The organism is Streptomyces sp. NPDC018031, from assembly GCF_044327625.1.
Taxonomy (GTDB): domain Bacteria; phylum Actinomycetota; class Actinomycetes; order Streptomycetales; family Streptomycetaceae; genus Streptomyces.
The window spans coordinates 1,166,070-1,188,244 of record NZ_JBIRFT010000001.1; the positions used below are offsets into that span (position 1 = coordinate 1,166,070).

23 protein-coding genes are annotated in these 22,175 nt (G+C 73.0%); 7 read left to right on the forward strand and 16 right to left on the reverse strand.

The window, feature by feature from the left end:
* Nucleotides 1-118: 118 nt before the first annotated feature.
* Entirely contained in the window at nucleotides 119-1,114 is a 996-nt protein-coding gene (locus tag ACH4B3_RS04875; RefSeq protein ID WP_398461275.1) for a TetR/AcrR family transcriptional regulator C-terminal domain-containing protein, read from the reverse strand.
* A gap of 245 nt (nucleotides 1,115-1,359) precedes the next feature.
* Between ACH4B3_RS04875 and ACH4B3_RS04880 the strand changes: the two genes are divergently transcribed.
* A complete protein-coding gene (locus ACH4B3_RS04880) occupies nucleotides 1,360-2,487 on the forward strand; it encodes an FAD-dependent monooxygenase (RefSeq protein ID WP_398461276.1) in 1,128 nt (375 codons plus the stop codon).
* 52 nt (nucleotides 2,488-2,539) lie between these two features.
* Here the strand turns inward: ACH4B3_RS04880 and ACH4B3_RS04885 are convergent, their stop codons facing one another.
* Both ACH4B3_RS04885 and ACH4B3_RS04890 read right to left on the reverse strand, forming a co-directional pair.
* A complete protein-coding gene (locus tag ACH4B3_RS04885; protein WP_398461586.1) occupies nucleotides 2,540-2,767 on the reverse strand; it encodes a DUF397 domain-containing protein in 228 nt (75 codons plus the stop codon).
* A 46-nt stretch (nucleotides 2,768-2,813) separates the two neighbouring features.
* Nucleotides 2,814-3,557, reverse strand: coding sequence for an XRE family transcriptional regulator (locus ACH4B3_RS04890; RefSeq protein WP_398461277.1), 744 nt, complete (start codon nucleotides 3,555-3,557; stop codon nucleotides 2,814-2,816).
* 280 nt (nucleotides 3,558-3,837) lie between these two features.
* Here ACH4B3_RS04890 and ACH4B3_RS04895 point away from each other — a divergent pair, with 280 nt between their 5' ends.
* Together ACH4B3_RS04895 and ACH4B3_RS04900 are read left to right on the forward strand one after the other, a co-directional pair.
* Entirely contained in the window at nucleotides 3,838-4,077 is a 240-nt protein-coding gene (locus ACH4B3_RS04895; protein WP_398461278.1) for a hypothetical protein, read from the forward strand.
* Complete coding sequence (locus ACH4B3_RS04900) at nucleotides 4,074-4,430, forward strand: hypothetical protein (RefSeq protein ID WP_398461279.1); 357 nt, start codon at nucleotides 4,074-4,076, stop codon at nucleotides 4,428-4,430. The genes ACH4B3_RS04895 and ACH4B3_RS04900 overlap by 4 nt, the downstream gene beginning before the upstream one ends.
* Nucleotides 4,431-4,582: 152 nt before the next feature.
* On the opposite strand, the gene ACH4B3_RS04905 is transcribed toward ACH4B3_RS04900, so the two are convergent.
* Entirely contained in the window at nucleotides 4,583-4,951 is a 369-nt protein-coding gene (locus ACH4B3_RS04905) for a holo-ACP synthase (RefSeq protein WP_398461280.1), read from the reverse strand.
* 4 nt (nucleotides 4,952-4,955) lie between these two features.
* The gene (gene glmS / locus ACH4B3_RS04910; RefSeq protein ID WP_398461281.1) at nucleotides 4,956-6,803 is read right to left on the reverse strand and encodes a glutamine--fructose-6-phosphate transaminase (isomerizing); all 1,848 of its coding nucleotides are present in this window, start codon (nucleotides 6,801-6,803) and stop codon (nucleotides 4,956-4,958) included.
* A 118-nt stretch (nucleotides 6,804-6,921) separates the two neighbouring features.
* Here glmS and ACH4B3_RS04915 point away from each other — a divergent pair, with 118 nt between their 5' ends.
* Entirely contained in the window at nucleotides 6,922-7,752 is an 831-nt protein-coding gene (locus tag ACH4B3_RS04915; protein ID WP_398461282.1) for a hypothetical protein, read from the forward strand.
* A 157-nt stretch (nucleotides 7,753-7,909) separates the two neighbouring features.
* Here ACH4B3_RS04915 and ACH4B3_RS04920 read toward each other — a convergent pair whose 3' ends face one another.
* Nucleotides 7,910-8,743 carry an ABC transporter permease gene (locus tag ACH4B3_RS04920; protein ID WP_398461283.1) on the reverse strand — a complete coding sequence of 278 codons (834 nt, stop codon included), beginning with the start codon at nucleotides 8,741-8,743 and terminating at the stop codon, nucleotides 7,910-7,912.
* On the reverse strand, nucleotides 8,740-9,753 hold the full coding sequence (locus tag ACH4B3_RS04925; RefSeq protein WP_398461284.1) for an ATP-binding cassette domain-containing protein: 1,014 nt from the start codon (nucleotides 9,751-9,753) through the stop codon (nucleotides 8,740-8,742). Before ACH4B3_RS04925 ends, ACH4B3_RS04920 begins: the two co-directional genes overlap by 4 nt.
* Before the next feature lie 227 nt (nucleotides 9,754-9,980).
* Here ACH4B3_RS04925 and coaA point away from each other — a divergent pair, with 227 nt between their 5' ends.
* Nucleotides 9,981-10,970: a type I pantothenate kinase gene (coaA, locus tag ACH4B3_RS04930; RefSeq protein WP_398461285.1), complete on the forward strand. Its 990-nt coding sequence runs from the start codon at nucleotides 9,981-9,983 to the stop codon at nucleotides 10,968-10,970.
* Between the two features lie 97 nt (nucleotides 10,971-11,067).
* The gene (locus ACH4B3_RS04935) at nucleotides 11,068-12,024 is read left to right on the forward strand and encodes a DUF389 domain-containing protein (RefSeq protein ID WP_398461286.1); all 957 of its coding nucleotides are present in this window, start codon (nucleotides 11,068-11,070) and stop codon (nucleotides 12,022-12,024) included.
* A 148-nt stretch (nucleotides 12,025-12,172) separates the two neighbouring features.
* Here ACH4B3_RS04935 and glmM read toward each other — a convergent pair whose 3' ends face one another.
* The 4 genes from glmM to ACH4B3_RS04955 all read right to left on the reverse strand — a co-directional run bounded on the left by glmM (nucleotide 12,173) and on the right by ACH4B3_RS04955 (nucleotide 16,627).
* Nucleotides 12,173-13,531, reverse strand: coding sequence for a phosphoglucosamine mutase (glmM, locus tag ACH4B3_RS04940; protein ID WP_398461287.1), 1,359 nt, complete (start codon nucleotides 13,529-13,531; stop codon nucleotides 12,173-12,175).
* Between the two features lie 199 nt (nucleotides 13,532-13,730).
* Nucleotides 13,731-14,249: a 30S ribosomal protein S9 gene (rpsI, locus tag ACH4B3_RS04945; protein WP_398461288.1), complete on the reverse strand. Its 519-nt coding sequence runs from the start codon at nucleotides 14,247-14,249 to the stop codon at nucleotides 13,731-13,733.
* A gap of 40 nt (nucleotides 14,250-14,289) precedes the next feature.
* Entirely contained in the window at nucleotides 14,290-14,733 is a 444-nt protein-coding gene (gene rplM, locus ACH4B3_RS04950) for a 50S ribosomal protein L13 (RefSeq protein ID WP_398461289.1), read from the reverse strand.
* 274 nt (nucleotides 14,734-15,007) lie between these two features.
* Nucleotides 15,008-16,627, reverse strand: coding sequence for an ATP-binding cassette domain-containing protein (locus tag ACH4B3_RS04955; protein ID WP_398461290.1), 1,620 nt, complete (start codon nucleotides 16,625-16,627; stop codon nucleotides 15,008-15,010).
* Between the two features lie 55 nt (nucleotides 16,628-16,682).
* Here ACH4B3_RS04955 and ACH4B3_RS04960 point away from each other — a divergent pair, with 55 nt between their 5' ends.
* Nucleotides 16,683-17,627: a hypothetical protein gene (locus tag ACH4B3_RS04960; protein ID WP_398461291.1), complete on the forward strand. Its 945-nt coding sequence runs from the start codon at nucleotides 16,683-16,685 to the stop codon at nucleotides 17,625-17,627.
* 210 nt (nucleotides 17,628-17,837) lie between these two features.
* Here ACH4B3_RS04960 and ACH4B3_RS04965 read toward each other — a convergent pair whose 3' ends face one another.
* From ACH4B3_RS04965 to ACH4B3_RS04985, 5 genes are all read right to left on the reverse strand, one after another.
* Nucleotides 17,838-18,878 carry a serine hydrolase domain-containing protein gene (locus ACH4B3_RS04965; RefSeq protein WP_398461587.1) on the reverse strand — a complete coding sequence of 347 codons (1,041 nt, stop codon included), beginning with the start codon at nucleotides 18,876-18,878 and terminating at the stop codon, nucleotides 17,838-17,840.
* 167 nt (nucleotides 18,879-19,045) lie between these two features.
* A complete protein-coding gene (locus ACH4B3_RS04970) occupies nucleotides 19,046-19,996 on the reverse strand; it encodes a DUF6895 family protein (protein ID WP_398461292.1) in 951 nt (316 codons plus the stop codon).
* A 32-nt stretch (nucleotides 19,997-20,028) separates the two neighbouring features.
* The gene (locus ACH4B3_RS04975; RefSeq protein WP_398461293.1) at nucleotides 20,029-20,739 is read right to left on the reverse strand and encodes a hypothetical protein; all 711 of its coding nucleotides are present in this window, start codon (nucleotides 20,737-20,739) and stop codon (nucleotides 20,029-20,031) included.
* Nucleotides 20,740-20,837: 98 nt separating this feature from the next.
* Nucleotides 20,838-21,023: a hypothetical protein gene (locus tag ACH4B3_RS04980; RefSeq protein WP_398461294.1), complete on the reverse strand. Its 186-nt coding sequence runs from the start codon at nucleotides 21,021-21,023 to the stop codon at nucleotides 20,838-20,840.
* 384 nt (nucleotides 21,024-21,407) lie between these two features.
* Entirely contained in the window at nucleotides 21,408-22,169 is a 762-nt protein-coding gene (locus ACH4B3_RS04985) for a hypothetical protein (RefSeq protein WP_398461295.1), read from the reverse strand.
* Nucleotides 22,170-22,175: the final 6 nt, after the last annotated feature.

Below are 22,175 nucleotides of genomic sequence, written 5' to 3' on the forward strand. Positions count from 1 at the left end.
GGGGCGCACCGACGGGGTGCTCCGGAGGCGCCCGGCGGCTGGGCCACCGCCGGGGCGGAGTCGTCGCGCGACGGGTGGGTGCCCCGGGCCGGTGCACCCGGCCGGAGGCACCGGCGCGCTATCGGGTGGGCGCGGTCCGCTCGACGAGCGCCGCCAGGCCGTCGAGCATCGACTGCAGCCCCCGCTCGAACAGCTCGTCGAGGCGCAGGTCGTAGCCGCTCTCGCCGACGGCCGCCAGCACCCGGCCGAGGGTCGGGTATGCGCCGGAGCCGACGATCGCGGCGAGGGCCGGCGCCTGGGAGTCCATCCACTCCTCGTCGGACACACCGGTGGCGCCCTGCGCCTGGTTCTCCCGCTCCCACTGCACCGCGATCCCCTGGACATGGCTGTACAGCAGCACGTTGACGTCGAGCATGGTCGCCGCGTCGAGGCCGTGTCCGTCGAGGGCGCTCAGCATCCACTCCGAATAGGCCATCAGGTTGGGCAGCATCAGCGGGCGGGTGAGCGGCCCGATCTGCGCCAGCCAGGGGTGCGCGCGGTGCACCGCCCACAGGGCCCGGGCCCCGTACTCCAGCCGGGCGCGCCAGTGCGCCGGTGGCTCCTGGGGCCAGGACAGCTCGCCGAGCACGGCGTCGGCCATCAGCAGCACCAGGTCGTCCCTGCCGTTCACATGCCGGTAGGGCGACATGGCGGCGGCCCCCAGCCGCGCCGCGACGCCCCGCATGGACAGCGCGGGCAGCCCTTCGGTGTCGGCGATCTCGATGGCGGCGCGGACGATCCGCTCCCGGGTCAGCTCGCGGTGCGCCGCCGCGCCGCCCTCCGGCGCGGGGCCGGCCGGCTCGCGCCGGGGCGCGGCGGTGGCGCGGGTTCCCTGGGCCCGGGCGGGCCCGCGGCGGGGTGCCACCACCGTCCCCACCCGCGCCTGGGCCTGGATCAGGCCCTCCTGCCGGAGCGCGGTGAGCGCCTTGGTGGCGGTGGCCAGGGCGACGTTCCACTCGGTGGCGATCCGGCGGGTCGAGGGGAGCCGGTCACCGGGTGACAGCTCCCCGGCGAGGATGCGCCGCCGGAGGTCGGCGGCGATCCGCCGGTACGGCGGGACCTCTGGGGCGGACATGCGCGCACTCTCCTCGTCAGCTGACTGCTGTACTAGGACACAGGCTAGCAGCGAAGACACTCGACACACCCCTCCCTGTCCTAGTACAAGGCGGAAACTTCCCTGCTGAATACGGTGGCACAAGGCTGAGCGTACGGCGTACATTCAGAGCGCGTACCAAGCCGCGGGCCACTGCGGCGAGGACGCGTACACCGTAAGCACCAGCCGTGGGCACCACCCGGGCACCCGCACGAAGGGAACGCGACATGCAGCAGGCCGCCACGAACAGGACCGTGCTCATCTCCGGCGCGAGCGTCGCCGGGCTCGCCACCGCCTACTGGCTGCGGCAGCACGGCTGGGCGCCGACCGTGGTCGAGCGCGCCCCGGCGGTGCGTACCGGCGGCCACGCGATCGACGTCCGCGGCGTGGCGATCGAGGTCCTGGACCGGATGGGCGTGCTGCCGCAGGCCCGGCAGGCACGCACCCGGATGCGCGGGATGTCGATGCTCGACGGCAGCGGGGACGAGGTCTGGCGGTCCACCGAGATGACGCTGAGCAGCGGCCGGCTCGACAGCGACGACTTCGAACTGCTCCGCGAGGACCTGGCCGGGCTGCTGTACGAGCGGGCGCGCCCCGGTGCGGAGTTCCTCTTCGGTGACACGGTGACCGCGCTCGCCGAGGACGAGGACGGCGTCCACGTCAGCTTCGAACACGCCCCGAGCCGGACGTTCGACCTGGTGGTCGGCGCGGACGGGCTGCACTCGACGGTGCGCCGGCTCGCCTTCGGGGACGAGGCGCGCTTCCTGCACCACCTCGGCTCGTACCTCGGCGTCTTCAGCACCGGCAACTTCCCCGGCCTGGACGACTGGCAGGTGTGGCTACAGGACGGCACCGCCAGCTACTGCCTCTACCCGGTGCGCGGCAACACCGAGCTGCGGGCCACCCTCGGCTTCCGCTCCGACCCCCTCGGCCACGACCACCGCGACACGGCCGCGCAGAGGTCCCTGCTCGCCGACCGGATGTCCCACCTCGGCGGCGACACCCCCCGACTGCTGAAGGAGATGGAGACGGCGCCCGACTTCTACTTCGACGCGATGGCCCAGATCCGGATGGACCGGTGGTCGGCGGGGCGGGCGGTCCTGGTCGGGGACGCCGGCTACTGCCCCTCGCCCCTCTCCGGCCAGGGCACCAGCCTCGCCCTGGCGGGCGCCTACGTGCTCGCCGGTGAACTCGCGAAGGCGGGTGGCGACCACCGGGTCGCGCTCCCCCGCTACGAGGAGCGACTGCGGCCCTTCGTCGCCCTCAACCAGGCTCTGGCCACCGAGAACCCGGGCGGCCCGGCCGCCGAGGAGTCGGTGGACCGCGCCAAGAACGCGTTGTCGCTCGACGGCTGACCGGTGACGCCGGAGGCCGCTCACCATGGCCCCCGGCACGGCCCGCCCCAGCTCAGCCGGTGGGAAACTCGCCCCGCTTGACGGCGGAGACGAACGCCGACCAGCTCTCCGCCGGGAAGACCAGCTCGGGGCCGGTCGGGTTCTTGCTGTCCCGGACCGGAACGTCGGCATAGCCGCGCGCCACTTCCAGGCATTCGCCCTGATCACCGCCGCTGTAGCTGGACTTGTACCACCCGGTGCGGGTGGAGGCGTCGGAGACGGTGTGCTCACTGCTGACCATGCGCGTGCTCGCGGCCAGGCGCTCTGTGTCGTCCTCGCAGTCGTGCCTACCCACGGTCCGCCTCCCCCACCGGAATGCCCCGCTTCCAGAGTTCCTCGCAGTGCTCCGCGAAGCGGTGGAACATCCCGTGATCACCGTCGCACCGCAGATGCATGAGCGGTGAATCATGGCCGACGACCCGAGCGAGGTGCGGAGTGACAAGTGCTTCGTCGTCGAAACGGAAGACGGACAGGGAGACATGGTTCGTCGCGTCGGCCGGAGCGGAGAATCGTGCCTCTATCCCGTCCACGTCGCTGAGCTTGGCGAGTTCCTTCAAGGTCATCCTGATGCGAGCGGACACCGTCAACGCAACATCTTCGATCTCTTCGCGCTGGCGTGTCACCGCCCCCTCAGGGTCACCGAGCAGGAAACGGATGCGGCAGCCGCTCCGCGCCTTCCGGCGCAGGGTCTCCGGGAGGGCCGGAACCTGGGTCCACAGGAAGTAGGAGGTGTAGCCACCGAGGAACAGATCCTCAGTCGCGTCCGCGATGAGATCAGCCCAGACGGTAGACGGACACGCGGACCGGTAGGGGTAACTTTGCACGATCCCCCGGCCACCCCCGGTCTTCAGCCGGTCCTTGACAGCCTTGGGCCACAACATCTCTGCCTCAACTCCCAGCGCCTCGGAGGCGTCTTCCCGGTTTCTGGCGTGCGGAATCAGCTCTTCGTCCGCGATCCACCGCTCCACGGTCTTGCCGGAGACTCCAACCCGGAGAGCCAGCTTCCTCGGCGATAAGCCAGCAGACTCCATAGCTGAACGTAGGGCCGTATTCAAGGCTCCCCCTGGAGACGTTTGGGCGTTCTTCGACGGTAGCGCTCAGACGACCCAACTGCCCTTGAAGCGCGGAAGATACGTCCTCCGGGGCCCGTCAGCATCAGGCGTTAACAAGGACCCCCGCGACGTGGCTGCGTCCGGGGGGCGGTCAACGCTGGTCAGGAGCGTCAACATGGCGAACTCCATCGCCCGATGGATGGGACGTCTGCTACGGCTGTCAACGCCCGCGTCCGGTCGCCACCGTGCGGTCTGCCCGTTGCCTATCGGCAGAGAACAGGAGGAACCAACGGTCCGCCCGTCCCGCCCTGGCTGGGGAACTCAGCCTGCACTCGCCGAGGACGTCGCGCTGGTCCGCCCGTACCGCGCCGCCCATGAGGAACGCGAGGAACACGAGGAGGCGATGCGCCGGTGGCGGTGCCGGCGGACGCTGGTGCTGGCGGTGCACGGCGCCGGTGTCGACCTGGGCGCGTACCTGCTGGCGGAGGCGGGGCGGTGAGCGCGCGGCCCCGGCTGCTGCCCTGGTCCGGTTCCGGCGGGCAGCCCGCGTACCTGGTCACCGACGGTGGCGCGGACAGCCGTCTGTGGCGGCTGGCCGACGACATGGAGGCCGTCCAGCTCCGCATGGGCGCCGAGATGATCCAGCACGCGCGGGCCGTCGCCGGGGACGCCAAGGCCGACTCCCGCCAGTTGCGGTACGTCGTCCACCGGCTCGCCGAGGCCCTGGCCGACGCGCTGCGCGTCGCCGACAGCCGTGGCATGCGGCTGGCCGCGCCGGACGACGGTGCGGCGGCGGTGCCCGGTGACGCCGGCCCGGACGGGCATGGCGCGGAAGCGGCGCCCGGCGCATGAGCCGGGGCCGGGGCCGGGAACGGCGCGCCACAGCGTGGCCGTACCCGCCCGGGCCGGTGGCCGGGGCGGCGGGCCGGGGCCGGAACGGGATGGCCGGACAGGCCGGCGGCGGGGCCGGGCCCGAACGTCGGCCCGGCCCCGCCGCCACCGGCTCAGCCCTCCGCGATCACCACCGCCGAGGCGACCCCGGCGTCGTGGCTGAGCGACAGATGCCAGTGTTTGACGCCGAGTTCGGCGGCCCGGGCGGCCACCGTGCCGCGCACCGTCAGGCGCGGACGTCCGCTGTCCTCGGTGATGACCTCGGCGTCGGTCCAGTACATGCCGCCCGGCGCGCCGAGTGCCTTGGCCAGCGCTTCCTTCGCGGCGAACCGCGCCGCCAGGGAGGCGATGCCGCGCCGTTCGCCGCTGGGCAGCAGCAGCTCCCGTTCCACGAAGAGGCGCTGCGCCATCCCCGGCGTCCGCTCCATGGCGTCCGCGAACCGGTCGATCTCGGCGACGTCGATGCCGACTCCGATGATCACCGGGTCACTCCACCGTGACCGACTTGGCCAGGTTGCGCGGCTGGTCGACCTCGTTGCCCCGGGCGGTCGCCAGCTCGCAGGCGAACACCTGGAGCGGCACGGTGGCGACCAGCGGCTGCAGCAGGGTCGGGGTCGGCGGGATCTCGATGAGGTGGTCGGCGTACGGGGCGACCGTCTCGTCGCCGCGCTCGGCGATGACGATGGTCCGGGCGCCGCGGGCGCGGATCTCCTGGATGTTGGACACGATCTTGTCGTGCAGCACCGAGCGGCCGCGCGGCGACGGGACGACGACCACCACCGGCAGATCGTCCTCGATCAGCGCGATCGGACCGTGCTTGAGCTCGCCCGCCGCGAAGCCCTCGGCGTGCATGTAGGCCAGTTCCTTGAGCTTGAGCGCGCCTTCCAGCGCCACCGGGTAGCCCACGTGCCGGCCGAGGAAGAGCACGGTGTTCTTGGACGCCAGGGACCGGGCCAGTTCGCGCACCGGCTCCATGGTCTCCAGCACCTCGTCCACCTGGGTGCCGATCTCGGACAGTTCGCGGATCACCGCCTGGATCTCGTCGCCCCACTTGGTGCCCCGCACCTGGCCCAGGTAGAGGGCGACCAGGTAGCAGGCGACGAGCTGGGTGAGGAACGCCTTGGTGGAGGCGACGGCGACCTCCGGGCCGGCGTGCGTGTAGAGCACCGCGTCCGACTCGCGCGGGATCGTGGACCCGTTGGTGTTGCAGATGGCGAGCACCTTGGCGCCCTGCTCGCGGGCGTGCCGCAGCGCCATCAGGGTGTCCATCGTCTCCCCGGACTGGGAGATGGCGACGACCAGGGTGCGCGAGTCCAGGATCGGGTCCCGGTAGCGGAACTCGCTGGCCAGCTCGGTCTCGCAGGGGATGCGGGTCCAGTGCTCGATGGCGTACTTGGCGATCATGCCCGCGTGGTAGGCCGTACCGCAGGCCACGATGACGACCTTGTCGACCTCCCGGAGGACCGACACCGGGATCCGGATCTCGTCCAGCCGGAGCGAGCCGGCGGCGTCGATCCGGCCCAGCAGCGTGTCGGCCACGGCCTTCGGCTGCTCGGCGATCTCCTTGAGCATGAAGTAGTCGTAGCCGCCCTTCTCGGCGGCGGACGCGTCCCAGTCCACGTGGTACGCGCGGACCTGCGCGGGTGCGCCGTCGAAGTCGGTGACCGTCACCCCGTCCCGGCGCAGCTCGACCACCTGGTCCTGGCCCAGCTCGATCGCCTCGCGGGTGTGCGCGATGAACGCGGCGACGTCGGAGGCGAGGAACGCCTCCTCCTCGCCGACGCCGACCACCAGCGGCGAGTTGCGGCGGGCCCCGACGACCACGTCCGGCGCGTCGGCGTGCACCGCGACCAGGGTGAAGGCGCCCTCCAGCCGGCGGCAGACCTGCCGCATCGCCTCGGCCAGGTCGCCGCAGGAGGAGAAGGACTCGGCGAGCAGGTGCGCCACCACCTCGGTGTCCGTCTCCGAGGCCAGTTCGTGGCCGCGGTCGGCCAGTTCGGCGCGGAGCGCGGCGAAGTTCTCGATGATGCCGTTGTGGACGACGGCGACCCGGCCGGCGTTGTCCAGGTGCGGGTGGGCGTTGGCGTCCGTGGGGCCGCCGTGCGTGGCCCACCGGGTGTGCCCGATGCCGGTGCCGCCGCTGGGCAGCGGCCGGTCGGCCAGTTCCTTCTCCAGGTTGGCCAGCTTGCCCGCCTTCTTGGCGGCGGCGAGCCCGCCGTCCGCGAGCACGGCCACTCCGGCCGAGTCGTAACCTCGGTACTCCAGCCGCTTCAGTCCGGCGAGTACCACGTCGAGGGCGGACTGCCCTCCCACATAACCAACGATTCCGCACATGGCGGGAAGCCTACGGCCCGGGTGGTCGGGGGTCCGCCACCGGCCATGAGCCATCGGGGGGTGCATAATGCGCCGATGCGGCTCCGGCCGCGTCCGTCTCGTCCACCGTGGGGGAAATGTGCGCCGCTCCATCGTCACCGCAGCCACCGGCCCGCTCCTCGCCGCCGCCGTGTTCGTGTCGGCCACCGCCTGCGCCTCGGACTCCGGTGAGGACCAGAAGCCCGGGGCCGCGCCGACCGAGGCGTCGCGGCCGCTGGAGGTGCCGGACACCGTGGTGGCCCGGGCCGCGAAGAAGACCGGCGGGACCAGCGCCCGGATCACCGAACGGGTGGAGGTCACCAGCGACAAGGGCGGTTTCGAGCTCACCGCCACCGGGCCGTTCGACATGGCCCGGGACCGCGGGAAGCTGTCCGTCCGGCTGCCCGGCGGCGCCATCGACCACATGGACGAGGTCTTCGGCGGGGGCAAGATCTACCTGAAGCCGCTGGGCAACCTGAAGAAGGGCCAGTGGGCGGCCGTCGACCGGGACCGGGCGCAGGCCCACTACCTGCTGCGGTCACCGGCGAACGACCCCGAGCACGTGCTGTTGCAGGTCTCCACCATGCGCGACGTGAAGAAGCGCGGCACCGAGCGGGTCGGCGGGCGGAGCACCACCCACTACAGCGGCACCCTCGACCACGCCACGCTCTCCTCCCGGCTGGAGCCCACCACGCTCGCCAAGATCGACGCCCTGCGGGAGAAGGAGGGGAAGGACCTGCCGGTCCGCGCGGACGCCTGGGTGGACGGCGCCGGCCGGCTGGCCAAGGTCCGGCTCGGCTCCGCGATGGGCGGCACCGAGGTGACCATCACCATGGAGCTGGCGGACTTCGGTCTGCCGGTGCGCGTCCCGGTCCCGGCCAAGGGGTCCACCGTGCCGACCGAGACCACCCAGGGCCTGCTGCCGGGCTGACGGCCCGGCCCCCGAACGCGAGCCGGGCGACCGGGCCACCGAGCCGGGCCACCGGCCCGGGCGCGGGCCGATGGGCGCGGGCCGATGGGCGCGGGTAGCCAGGGCATGGGCCGGGCCGGGCAGTCAGGCGCTGGGCCAAGCCCGCCGGGGCGAGGGGCTACAGCCGGGCCCGGTACGCCCGCATCGCCAGCGGGCAGAAGACCGCGGCTATCCCGGCCGCCCACGCCAGCGACCAGAGCACCGGTCCGGCCACCTCGCCGCCGGTCAGCAGCGCCCGGAAGGCGTCCGACAGATGCGTCACCGGGTTGATCTCGACCCACGCCTGGAGCCAGCCGGGCATGGTCTCCACCCGGGCGAACGCGCTGCTGGTGAAGGTGATCGGGAAGATGATGGTGAACGCGAACACCTGCACCTTCTCCGCGTCACCGGCCAGCATGCCGATGAGCACCGCGGTCCAGGACATGGCCGCGGCGAAGGTGAGCAGCAGCAGGGCGCCCAGCAGCAGCCCGAGCACGCCCTGGTGGACGCGGAAGCCCAGCAGCATCCCGAGGCCGACCATGAGCAGCATCGCCCACAGCTGCTTGCACAGGTCCGCCGTGATCCGGCCGAGCAGCGGCGCGGAGCGGGCTATCGGCAGGCTGCGCAGCCGGTCGAAGACGCCCTTGGTCAGATCGGTGTTGAGCGACATGGCCGTGTACATGCTCATGAACAGGGTGTTCTGCACGATGATCCCGGCCAGCGCGTACTGGAGGTACTCCTTGGGCGAGCCGGCCATCTGACCGCCGAAGACGAAGGCGAACAGTCCCACGAACATGATCGGCGTGATGCTGTAGTCGACCAGTTCGAGCGGGTTGTGCTTCACCGAGACCAGACTGCGCCAGGCCATGGTGCCGGTCTGGCGGAGCGCCGCCAGCGGCCGCACCCGCCCCTGCGCCGCACCGCCGCCGCCACCGCCACCGCGGGCCGGGAGTGTCGCCGTCGCCGAGGTCATGACCTGCTCCCCACCGGCTCGTGGTCCTCCCGCGCCGGGGGTCCGCCGTCCTCCCCGGCCCGGGCCGGCCCGTCCTCGGCCTCGGTGCGGTGCCCGGTGAGCACCAGGAACACCTCGTCCAGGCTGGACCGGCGCAGCGCGAACTCCCCCACCGCGACCCCGGCCCGCTCCAGTCGCCGTACCGCGGCCGGCATCAGCGCCGGGTCGCGGACCGGAGCGGTGACCACCTCGCCCTCGATCCTGGCCTTCGGTCCGGCGACCTCGATCAGCGCGGCGTGTGCCGGGCCCAGCTGCGCCGGGTCCACCGGGCGCACCTCCAGCACCTGGCCGCCGACCCTGGCCTTCAGCTCGTCCGGGGTGCCCTCGGCGATCACCCGGCCCCGGTCGATGACCACGATGTCGTCGGCCATCCGGTCCGCCTCGTTCAGGTACTGGGTGGTGAGCAGGGCGGTCATGCCCTCGGCCACCAGCCCGCGCAGCATGTCCCACAGTTCGCCGCGGCTGTGCGGGTCCAGGCCGGTGGTGGGCTCGTCGAGGAAGAGGATCCGCGGCCTGCCGACCAGGCTCGCGGCCAGGTCCAGCCGCCGGCGCATGCCTCCCGAGTACGTCTTCGCCGCGCGGCCCGCCGCGTCGCCGAGCTGGAAGCGGTCCAGCAGCTCCGCGGCGCGCGCCCGGGCGTCGCGCCGGGACATGCCCAGCAGCCGGCCGATCATCAGCAGGTTCTCCGTGCCGGTGAGCATCTCGTCGACCGCCGCGTACTGCCCGGTGAGGCCGACCGCGGCGCGGACCAGACCGGCCTCCCGGACCACGTCGTGCCCGGCCACCAGGGCCCGGCCGCCGTCCGGCCGGAGCAGGGTGGCGAAGATCCGCACCGCCGTGGTCTTGCCCGCGCCGTTGGGCCCCAGCAGGCCCAGCACGGTGCCGGACCGGGCGGCGAGGTCCACCCCGGCCAGCGCCTCGGTCTCCTTGAACCGTTTGACCAGGCCCTCGGCCTGGATGGCGTACGTCATGGAAAACCCTCCGCATCACCGTCACCCATTCGCACCCCTCCACTGTGACCCACGCCACTGACATCGCGCGCGGCGATGGGCCCCTGGCCGGCCGGACCCGGACGGCCAGGTCCGGGGTGGTGCGCGGGGTGCGCCCGGCCGGCGCTCCGGTCCCCGCCCCGGCGGATCCGCCGGGGCGTGACCGAGCCCACGCCCCACCCGGGCCGCCGAGCCATGACAATGAAGTGGTGATCACGTCTCCAGCGCGTACCGCGTCGCGGCGCACCGAGTCGAGCCCGTACGTGGATCTCTCCCGCGCGGAGTGGAGCGCCCTGCGCGAGAAGACGCCGCTGCCGCTGACCGCGGAGGAGGTCGAGCGGCTCCGCGGGCTGGGCGACGTCATCGACCTCGACGAGGTACGGGACGTCTATCTGCCGCTGTCCCGGCTGCTCAACCTGTACGTGGCCGCGACCGGCAATCTGCGCGGAGCGCTCAACACCTTCCTGGGCGACACCAAGAAGGGCAACGGCGCCCAGCCGGGCACCCCGTTCGTGATAGGCGTGGCGGGCAGCGTCGCGGTCGGCAAGTCGACCACCGCCCGGCTGCTCCAGGCGCTGCTGGCCCGGTGGCCGGAGCACCCCCGGGTGGAGCTGATCACCACCGACGGCTTCCTCCACCCCAACGCGGAGCTGCACCGGCGCGGGCTGATGTCCCGCAAGGGCTTCCCCGAGTCGTACGACCGCCGGGCGCTGACCCGCTTCGTGGCCGATGTGAAGGCCGGGAAGGAGGAGGTGTCCGCCCCGGTCTACTCGCACCTGATCTACGACATCGTGCCCGGCGAGCGGAAGACCGTGCGCCGCCCCGACATCCTCATCGTCGAGGGCCTCAACGTGCTCCAGCCGGCGCTGCCCGGCACCGACGGGCGCACCCGGGTCGGCCTGGCCGACTTCTTCGACTTCAGCGTCTACGTGGACGCCCGCACCGAGGACATCGAGCGCTGGTACCTGGGCCGGTTCCGCGCCCTGCGGGAAACCGCGTTCCAGAACCCGTTCTCGTACTTCCGCCGGTACACCCAGGTCTCGGAGGACGAGGCGCTGGACTACGCGCGGATGATCTGGCGCACCGTCAACCGCCCGAACCTGGAGGAGAACGTGGCACCCACCCGGGGCCGGGCCACCCTGGTGCTGCGCAAGGGGCCGGACCACAAGGTCCAGCGGCTGTCGCTGCGCAAGCTCTGACCGGACCCGCGGGCCGCCCCGCCGGCACCGCGGCCGCCCGGCCCGCCGCGGCCGCCCGGCCCGCCGCGGCCGCCGGGGGCGGGGCTAGTCTGCGGCCATGCTGCATCTGCGGGTGATCTCCCCTCCGGACCGCACCGACGAGGTCGTGCGGCTGATGGAACAGACGGTCGGCACCACCCACCTGGCGGTGCTCACCGGCGCGGCGCGGAACCCGCGGGGCGACATCGTGATGTGCGACGTCGCGCGGGAGGCCGGCGACACGCTGCTGAGCAGGTTGCGGGAGGCGGGTCTGGACCGGGCGGGGTCGATCGCGGTCGAGAACATCGACCTGACCCTGTCGCTCCACGCCGACAAGGCGGAGCGGGAGGCTCCCGGGGAGGCCGCGGACGCGGTGCTGTGGGAGCACCTGGCCGACGCCACCCACGAGGAGTCCACGCTCACCGCCACCTATGTCGCCTTCCTGGCGGTGGCGACCATGCTGGCGGCCTGCGGGGTGATGCTGGACAACGCCATCCTGATCGTCGGCGCGATGGCGGTGGGCCCGGAGTTCGGCCCGCTGGCGGGCATCTCGACCGCCCTGGTCCAGCGCGCCCCGGCCCTGGTGTGGCGGTCGCTGACCGCCCTGGTGGTCGGGTTCGCGGCGGCGATGCTGCTCACCGCCGGGTTCGCCGCCCTGATGGAGCTGTGCGGGCTCTTCGAACGCTCGATGGTGGAAGCCGACCGCCCGAACACCGCGTTCATCTGGCAGCCGGACTGGATGTCCTTCGTCGTGGCGTTCCTCGCCGGGATCGCCGGGACGCTCTCGCTCACCTCGGCCCGGTCGGGGGCGCTGATCGGGGTGGCGATCTCGGTGACCACGGTGCCGGCGGCGGCCAACGCCGCGGTCGCGTTCAGCTACCGGGACTACGCCCAGACCGCGGGGTCCACCGGCCAGCTCTTCGCCAACCTGGGCGGCATCGTGCTGTCGGGGACGCTGACGCTGCTGGTCCAGAAGCTGTACTGGGCGAGGACGGCGGGCCGGGAGAGGCCGGTGCGGAAGCCGGGCCGCGGCTGAGCCGTACCGGCCGCCGCCGGCGCGGGGACCGCCGCCGCCGCGGGGGTCCGGGCCGCGGGCCGCACCGTCCGCGGACGCGGCCCGGTGCGGGCCGCCGCGGCGGGCGGGCCGGGCCCGCGGCGCCGCGGGCCCGGCCCGGCGGTTCCGGTCAGCCCAGCGCGGACTTCACCGCGTCCGCCAGCCGCCCGGCCACCGAGCGGGCCTGCTCGATGTCGGCGGCCTCCACCATGACGCGGACCAGCGGCTCGGTGCCGGACGGGCGGAGCAGCACCCGGCCGGTGGAGCCCAGCTCCCGCTCGGCGTCCAGCACGGCCGCGCCCAGCTCGGTGGAGGTGGCGACCCGGGACTTGTCCACGTCCGGCACGTTGATCAGCACCTGCGGCAGCCGCTCCATCACGGCGGCCAGTTCCGCCAGGCTGCGGCCGGTCGCGGCCACCCGGGCGGCCAGCAGCAGCCCGGTGAGGGTGCCGTCGCCGGTGGTGGCGTGGTCGAGCACGATCACGTGGCCGGACTGCTCACCGCCCAGCGCGTACCCGTGGCTCTTCATCTCCTCCAGCACATAGCGGTCGCCGACCGACGTCTGGACCAGCCGGACGCCCTCGCGCTCCATGGCCAGTTTGAAGCCGAGGTTGGACATCACGGTGCCCACCACGGTCTCGCCGCGCAGCCCGCCCGCCTCGCGCAGTGCCAGCGCCAGTACGGCGAGGATCTGGTCGCCGTCGATCTCCGCGCCGGCGGCGTCCACGGCCAGGCAGCGGTCGGCGTCCCCGTCGTGCGCGACGCCCAGGTCGGCGCCGTGCTCGACCACGGCGGCCCGCAACTTGTCCAGGTGGGTGGAGCCGCAGCCGTCGTTGATGTTGAGGCCGTCGGGGTCGGTGCCGATGGTGACGACCTCGGCGCCGGCCCGGGCGAACGCCTCCGGGGAGACGCGGGCGGCGGCGCCGTGCGCGCCGTCGATGACGACCTTGAGGCCGTCGAGGCGGTTCGGCAGCACCCCGATGAGGTGGGCGACGTAGTTGTCGAAGCCCTCGTCGTAGATCCGCACCCGGCCGACTCCGGCGCCGGTGGGCCGGTCCCAGGGCTCGCCGGAGGCGTGCGCCCGGTAGGTGTCCTCGATCCGGTCCTCCAGCTCGTCGGCGAGCTTGTGCCCGCCGCGGGCGAAGAACTTGATGCCGTTGTCCGGCATCGGGTTGTGGCTGGCGGACAGCATCACGCCGAGGTCGGCGCCGAGCGCGCCGGTCAGGTACGCCACGGCGGGGGTCGGCAGCACACCGACCCGCAGCACGTCCACCCCGGCGCTGGCGAGGCCCGCCACCACGGCGGCCTCCAGGAACTCCCCGGACGCGCGCGGATCGCGGCCGACCACCGCGACCGGCCGGTGGCCCTCGAACGTACCCGCCTCGGCGAGCACGTGTGCCGCCGCGACCGACAGGCCGAGTGCCAGCTCCGCTGTCAGGTCGGCGTTCGCGACACCGCGCACGCCGTCCGTACCGAAGAGTCGTCCCACTGCTGTCCTCCGAATTGCGCGGGGGTAACCGTCGTCCCCCGGAAGAAAGGTGTCATGCGAGGTGTCATGAAGGGAACCCGAGAGTTACGTACTGGTGTACTACACCGGGCCCCGATAGCCGAACGCCCCGGCAGCACGGATCGTGCCGCCGGGGCGTCGGCGTGGCGGGACCCCTCCGGTGAGGAGGGAGAGGCCGCGATTAGCGCTTGCTGTACTGCGGCGCCTTGCGGGCCTTCTTCAGACCGGCCTTCTTCCGCTCGACCGCGCGGTCGTCGCGGCTCAGGAAGCCGGCCTTCTTCAGCGGGCCGCGGTTGTTGTCCACGTCCGCCTCGTTCAGCGCACGGGCCACGCCCAGGCGCAGCGCACCGGCCTGGCCGGACACGCCGCCGCCGGAGATGCGGGCGATGACGTCGTAGCGGTCGTCGAGCTCGAGCACCTTGAAGGGCTCGTTGACTTCCTGCTGGTGCACCTTGTTGGGGAAGTAGTCCTCAAGGGTGCGACCGTTGATCTTCCACTGGCCCGTGCCCGGCACGATGCGCACGCGGGCGATCGCGTTCTTGCGACGGCCCAGGCCGGCGGCCGGCTGCGGCTCGCCGAAGCGCGAGGCCAGCGACTCGGAGGTGTACTCCGACTCGGTGGGCTCGGACTCGGTGGTGTACTCCTCGACGTTCTCGTTCTCGTCGTCGAGGACGGGGGTCTCGGCGGTGGTCTCGGCCACGGTTCTCCTCAGATTCTCTTCGTCTTAGGGGTGGCCGGGACTACTGCGCGACCTGGGTGATCTGGTACGGGGCCGGCTGCTGGGCAGCGTGCGGGTGCTCGGCTCCGGAGTAGACCTTCAGCTTCGAGAGCATCTGACGGCCCAGGGTGTTCTTCGGGAGCATGCCCTTGACGGCCTTCTCGACGGCCTTCTCGGGGTTCTTGTCGAGCAGCTCGTCGTAGCGGACGGAGCGCAGACCGCCCGGGAAACCCGAGTGGCGGTAGGCGAGCTTCTGGGTCCGCTTGTTGCCGGACAGGTGCACCTTGTCGGCGTTGATGATGATGACGAAGTCACCAGTGTCAACGTGAGGCGCGTACACCGGCTTGTGCTTGCCCCTCAGGAGGGACGCGGCCGTCGAGGCCAGACGGCCCAGGACGACGTCCTGCGCGTCAATGACGTGCCACTGGCGCTGGACATCGCCGGGCTTGGGGCTGTACGTACGCACGGTCGTAGCCTTCGCTTCGTGAGATGGGTCCTGACAAGGCCACCCGGACGATCACGACAGCCCTGGCCGCACTCGGTGACGCATACCGTGTGCCTGCCGCTGGTCATCGGCCCGGTGGACCGGCGTAACGGCCTCTCACGTGAGAACGAGCAAGCCAATACGCATAACGAACTGGCAGAATACCGGCCGCTGCCCGGACGGGTCAAAACGGGTCCCGAACGGGCGTGCCACCGGCGCCGGGGGGCGCACCCCCCGGCGTCCCGTCCCGCGGGGCTCAGCGGGCGCGGGCCACCCGGCCCTCGTCCCAGACCGGCTCCGCCGCCTCCCGGACCCGGCCGTCCGCGCCGAACACCAGGAAGCGGTCGAAGGAGCGCGCGAACCAGCGGTCGTGGGTGACCGCCAGTACCGTCCCCTCGTACGCCTCCAGCCCCTCCTGCAGCGCCTCGGCGCTCTCCAGGTCGAGGTTGTCGGTCGGCTCGTCCAGCAGCAGCGCGGTGGTCCCGGCCAGCTCCAGCAGCAGGATCTGGAAGCGGGCCTGCTGCCCGCCGGAGAGCTTCTCGAACCGCTGGTCGCCCTGTTTCTCCAGCTCGTAGCGGCGCAGCGCGCTCATCGCCCGCCCGCGGTCCCGGGCGTGCTCGGTCCACAGGATGTCGACGAGGGTGCGGCCCAGCAGCTCCGGGTGGGCATGGGTCTGGGCGAAGTGCCCGGGGACCACCCGGGCGCCCAGCTTCCACTGCCCGGTGTGCGCGATCCCCTCGCCGGCCAGCAGCCGCAGGAAGTGCGACTTGCCGGAGCCGTTGGATCCGAGCACCGCGACCCGCTCGCCGTAGAAGACCTCCAGGTCGAACGGCTTCATCAGGCCGGTCAGCTCCAGCTTCGCGCAGGTCAGGGCCCGGACGCCGGTACGGCCGCCGTGCAGCCGCATGGTGATCTCCTGCTTGCGCGGCGGCTCCGGCGGCGGGCCGATCTCCTCGAACTTCCGCAGCCGGGTCTTCGCCGCCTGGTAGCGGGAGGCCATCTCGTCGCTGCGCGCCGCGTACTGCTGCATGTCCAGCACCAGCCGCTTGAGCTGCGCGTGCTTCTCGTCCCAGCGGCGCCGCAGCTCCTCGAAGCGCTCGAACCGCTCCTCGCGTGCCTGGTGGTAGGTGCCGAAGCCGCCGCCGTGCACCCACACGTCCGACCCGGCGGGACTCGGCTCCACGCTCACGATCTTCTCCGCGGCCCGGTCCAGCAGCTCCCGGTCGTGGGAGACGAACAGGACGGTCTTGCGGGTCTCCTTCAGCCGCGCCTCCAGCCACCGCTTGCCGGGCACGTCGAGATAGTTGTCCGGCTCGTCCAGGAGGAGCACCTCGTCCGGGCCGCGCAGCAGCGCCTCCAGCACCAGCCGCTTCTGCTCGCCGCCGCTGAGCGTGCGGACCTGCCGCCACTGGGCCTTGTCGTAGGGCACCCCGAGCGCGGCCGTGGTGCACATGTCCCACAGGGTCTCGGCCTCGTAGCCGCGCGCCTCCGCCCAGTCGCTGAGGGCCTGCGCGTACGCCATCTGGGCGGCCTCGTCGTCCACCTCCATGATCGCCAGCTCGGCGGCGTCGACCGCGGCCGCGGCCTGCCGGATCCTCGGCTGCGCCACCGAGACCAGCAGGTCACGCACCGTGCGCTCGTCCCGTACCGAGCCGACGAACTGCGGCATCACGCCCAGCCCGCCACTGACCGTGACGGTTCCGCCGTGCGGTTGCAGCTCCCCGCCGATCAGTCGCAGCAGGGTCGTCTTGCCCGCGCCGTTCGGTCCGACGAGCGCGACCACGGCGCCCTCGCCGACCCGGAACGACACATCGCCGAGCAGTACCCGGCCGTCCGGCAGGAAGTACTCCAGATGCGCTGCTTCCACATGGCCCATCCCGGGATTGTGACGAAGCCGGTGGCCCTCCACCAACAGGTTTAAGATGCGCGCCATGAGCTTTGGGCATGGGGGGCCGGCCGGCCCCGGGGGGCAGTACGGGCCCGGAGGACAGCAGGGGCCGGGCGGCCGGCAGTACGGCCCGCAGGGGCCGCAGCAGGGGCCGGCCGGCGGCCCGCCGGGTTCGACACCGGACTGGGCGGCGCTCGCCGACGACACCGCCCGGCGCGGCCGCCGTCGCCGGTTGCTGCTGGTCGGCGGCGGGGTGCTGGCCACCGGCGCGGTCGCGGCGATCGTCGCCACCGCGGTGGTGAGCAGCGACGGCGGCGGCAGCGGCACCTCCGGCAGCGCCAGCGGGCTGCCCGCCCCGGAGAAGCTGCCGAGCGGCTCCCCCACCCCGGAGCCCACCTTCTCCGACGTCGCGCCCCCGCCCCCGCCCAACCCCACCGACATCCTGTCCGACAAGGCCAAGGACAAGGCGCCGCTCAGCGCCGGCACCCTCTTCACCGACGGGAAGGTGGTGTCGAACGGCCGGAGCTACACCAAGGGACCCACCGGCTCCACCGACAGCTGCGCGTCGGCCGCCCAGGGCCGGCTCGCCGGCGTCCTCCGGGAGAACGGCTGCCGACGGATGTTCCGCGCCACCTACACCCGGGACGGGATGGCGATCACCGTGGGCATCGCGGTGTTCGACACCAAGGCGGCGGCCGAGCAGGCCAAGCGGCAGGCCGGGCCGAACGTCGCCTCGCTCTCCGGCGGCAAGGTGCCCACCTTCTGCCGCCGCACCGGCTGCGCCTCCTCCTCGAACGCCTTCGGCCGCTACGCCTACTTCACGGTCTCCGGCTACACCTCCGGCAAGCGGGTGACGAAGGGCGACGACAAGGTGTGGCAGGCCGGCCGGGACGTCTCCGACTACGCCTTCGGCCGCATCCTGGCCCGGGGCAAGGCGCAGGCGGCGGCGATCGCCTCGGCGAACGCGAAGCTTCCCGAGAACGCCTGACCGCCCGGCCCGCGCCGCCGGGCTCCCGGAAGCCCGGCACCGGGTGGGCGGCGATCCGGAGTGGCCGGGCCACCGCCCGTGTCCGGCGATCCAATCCGGGGTGGCCGGGTCACCGTCCGTACGCGTCGGTGCGGGACGGCCGGGGCACCGCCCGTGCCCGGTCGTGCGCTGCCGGGTCACCGACCGCGTTCCGCGGTGCGGTGCCGACTTTTACTGCGGGTCCGGGTGCGGGCCGTCCGGGGCGCCGGCCAGCTCGCGAAAGGCCAGGTAGGACCGCTGGACGAAGCTGCCGCGCAGCGTCGGCGAGGTGTTGGCCAGGGCGGCGAAGGCCACCTCCCGTTGCGGGCTGAAGCCGACGAGCGAGACGAACCCGCGGGTGCCACCGGAGTGGAAGACCAGCTCGTGGCCGGGCCGTGACCGGGCGTTCCAGACCAGGCAGATCCGGTCGCCCCCGGCTCGTGGCACCGCGAGCCGGGGGCGGGCCACGTCGGCGAGCGCCGCGCGCAGCGGCGCGGGGGCACCTGCGGCGGCCGTCTGCGGAGCGAGCAGGGCCTCCAGGTAGCGCAGCAGGTCGTCGCCGGTCGACCGGATCGCCCCGGCGGCGGGCAGGCCGGGGATGCGCCAGCTCGGGCGGGGGCGGCCGTGCCAGTGGCCGGTGGCCTGTCCGGCGTCGTCGGCGCAGACGGTGCGGCGCAGATCCAGTGGGTCCAGGACCCGGGCACGCAGCACCTTCTCGAACTCCGCTCCGGCGGCGCGGGCGAGCAGCAGGCCCAGCAGCCCGACGCCGAAGTTGGAGTAGCACACCCGGGTGCCGGGGGCGGCGCACGGGCGGGTGCGTGGCAGCGCCGCCAGCACGTCGTCGGCGTCGAAGTGCTCGTAGGGGTTGCTGAACCAGCGCGGCACGGCCCGCCGCAGCAGGCCCGGGGGCAGCCTGGGCAGGCCGGAGGTGTGGGTGGCCAGGTGCAGCAGGGTGATGGAGCGGTCCGCTCCGTGCCGGAGCGTGCCGTCCGGCAGGAAGCGGCCGACGGGGTCGGTGAGCCGGACCTCGCCGCGGGCGACCATCTCGGCCAGCAGCAGCGCCGTGTAGGTCTTGGAGACCGAGCCCAGCTCGAAGCGGGTGTGCGCGTCGGAGACCGCGCCGCCGGTGTGGTCGGTGGTGCCGGCGGCGGCCACCGACCGCCGCCCGCCGTGCCGCACGGCCACCACGACCGTGCTGGCCCCGGGCGCGGCGTCCAGCAGCGGCCCGAGCAGGCGCTGGGCCGCCGCGGCAGGCTCCGGACCGGGGCCCGCGCCCGTTCCCGGTTCCGCGCCCGCGCCGGGGCCCGCGCCCGCTCCGGGGGCCGGGCTCGCACCGCGTGCCTGCGGCCGGTCCCGCTCCGTCGTCCGGCCCGCCCCGGAGTCGGGCCCCGGCCGGGGGTTCACGGGGCGCCGGAGGCGGGCTCGGGGGCCACCGCCCCGGGTGCTCCGCCGAGGGTGCGCGAGACGGCCAGGGTCCCGGCGACGGCGGCGACCACGGCGGTGTGCTGGTGGTCGTTGAACCGCTGCTCCGGGTCGTCCTCGACCGGCTCGGCGTTCTGCGGTACCAGTCCGTCCTCGTGCTGGACGCCGGCCAGCAGTTCCCAGTGCTCCGGATCGATCAACGGCTCCTCCAGGCAGGCGCCGACGATGAGCAGCTCGGCGATGAGGTCCCACTGGCTGACCTCGGCCCAGATGTCCACCCAGACGGGGAGCCACATGGCGAGGTAGTCGGACAGCTCGGGGGAGAGCCCGTCCGGGCGGGCGCCCCAGTCCGTGACGTGGAAGACGGTGTGCGTCAGGGAGTACGCGGTGAGCCAGTTGATGGCCCACGGTTCCGGGGTGGCGCCCAGCCAGGTGGCGCGGGTGAGGTCCGCCCAGTCGACGTGGTAGTCCAGTCCGGCGATCCGAGCCGCGTTGGCGACGGCGAGCCGCCGGTTGGGGAACATCTCCACGGCGCGCACCGAGCGCAGTGTGGTGGTGTGCCGCAGCAGGCGGTCCATCCCCTCGTGCCGGTAGCCCGCCCGCGCGAAGTGCGCGTAGACCTCCAGCGGGTCGGTCATCAGGGAATGCCGCAGCTGCCGTTCGTACAGCAGGTCGCCGGACCGGAACTGGGCCCATCCGTAGTCGAGCAGTCTGCGTGCGGACCGGACCTCCTTGCCGCCCGCGGCCGACTCCCGCAGGATCAGCGAGCCGGCGAGCGCGCTCTCCCCCAACGGTTTGTAGACGCTGTCCGGATCGGCCAGGTCGGCTGTGGTGTCCGGCGGCAGTGCGGTGAACTCGTGATGGGCGTCCAGCCAACCGACCGCGCCGGTGGCCACCTTCTGGGCGATCGCGGTCGCGGGCGCCGTCATGCGTGCTCCCTCATCCGGATGTCCTCTCTTGTTCAGTCGGCTCCCGCGCCCGCCACCAGCATCCGGCGCGCCACCGCGAGGTCGAGGGCGATCCGGGGGCCGCCCCCGGTGTGCAGCGCGATGTGATCGACGATCGGCAGGGGGTCCAGCGGGAGCGGCACCCGCTCCTGGACGAGCGCCGCGAGCCAGCGGACGAGCCGGGCGGCGGTGGGGTGGTCGCGGCGGAGCATGGCCCGGGTGGTGCCACGGGCCAGGGGGACGGGGTTGCGACGCGCCACGTCCCGCACCGGACCGTCCACGCCGGGCAGGCTGAGCGGGGCGAGCTGCGCCATCATGCCCGACCACCGCTGCCAGGACCGGGCGTCGGTGAGGGCGGGTCCAGCCTGCGGCTCGGCGGCTTCCGAGACGGCGCCGCCGTGGTGGGCGACCAGCCGGGTGGTGGCCCAGTCGCGCCAGGCGGCGGTCCAGTTCTCGATCAGCCCCGCGGGCGGCGGTTGCGTGAAGACCGGGGCCGGGAAGACGGCGGCGGCCTGGGCGATGGCGGCCACGTCCCGTGGGTGGGCCGCCGCGCCGGTCAGGGCCTGCGGGGCGAGCGTGTCCGCGCCGAGCACCCGTACGGCCGCGAGGGCGGCCTTGGGGTCGGCACAGCCGTCCACGAAGTCCGCGAGCGGAGCCGTGCCCCCGACCCCGTGGAGGGCGTCGAGGACACGGCGTGCCAAGTCGGCGGTCGCTTCGGCGTACACCGCTTGCGCGGTTCCGTCAGCGGGACACATCAGGGGCGCCCCGCCTCTCGGTCCGCGGGGTACGGATGCACGTCGGCTGTCACCGGCCCGCTCATGAATCACTTGCCCTTCGGCTCGGTCGGGACCTTCGGCGAGATGATGATGAGCGCGAGGACGAACCCCTTGCACTCCGGCGCAGGGAGCGGTGCGTCACTGAGCGGCGCTTCCTGCTCCACCATCAGCGCGCGGACCGCGGCTTCCTCGGTGGGGTCTGCGATGAGCGGGGTGGTCTTCTGAGCAAGCATCAATGCCTCCTCACATCGGCACATTCGCTCGTAGAGCGATGCTGACACACCCGAAGCTACGCCAAAGCACCATATGTCGCATTTCTTCGAGATGCGAAGAGACGCGGCCGACCCTTACCCCCCACGGGCACCCGGGCGACCGGGCAGGTCATGGGGGCGACCGCGCACGCCTCTCCGGCCTGCCGCCCGTACCCGGCACGCTCCCTCACCCGGTGTCACCGGGTCGCCGGACAGGACGTCACGGCCGCACGGCGGGCAGCCGAAAAAAGCCGCCGCCCTCACTCCGGGACCTCCCGGAACGAGGGCGGCGGCACGGTTCGCGCCGACGGAAGTTCTGCCGTCAACAACCGGTGGGCGCACGGCCCGCGGTCACACCGCGACCGCTCAGCCCTTCGCCTTGCCGGCCTTGGCCACCTTGTCGACCTGGGCGGACACCACCAGCTGCGGGATCTCCGGCTGGTCGGGCGCGGTCATGTTGAACCCGAAGAAGGAGGTCACCTGGGCGCCGGTGCGCACCACGATGAACTTCAGCTTGCCCCCCTCCTCCTTGTCCTTGGTGGCCAGGGTGAAGCCGACGCTCTCCTCGCCGACCTCCGGGATGAGCACCTCCTTGACCTCGGTGACCTGCTGCTTGTCACCGGAGCCGTCGGTGGCGGTGAAGCCGCCCGCGCAGTCCTTGACGGCGCTGCGCACGCCCTCCAGCACCTTCTCCGCATCGCCCGGCTTGTGGGCGGACAGCCGGATCATGCCGCCCAGGCCCGCCTCGGGGTTGTCGGCGTTCGCGCCGGGGCCGGTCACCGCGTAGGTCTGGAACACCGAAGCGGTCGGGGCCAGGGTGAACTCCGAGCCCAGCAGCTCGGCGACCGGCTGGCACTCGGCCTTGTCCGACTTGGCGTTGCCGCCCTCGGCGGCCTCCTTCTCGGACATCTTGGTGATCTCGAAGCCCTCGACGTCCTTGCTCACCAGCGCGGCCTGCTCCAGCTTGGCCTTGGTGAGCGGCGCGGCGGCCGGCGCCGTGGTGGCCTTGTCCGTCCCCTTGCCACCCTTGTCCTTGCCGGACGAGTCATCGTCGTTGCACGCCGTCGTCAGACCGAGCGCCGCCACGACAGCCGCCGCCGCTACGACCCGGGAAACAGACTTCTTCACTCTTGC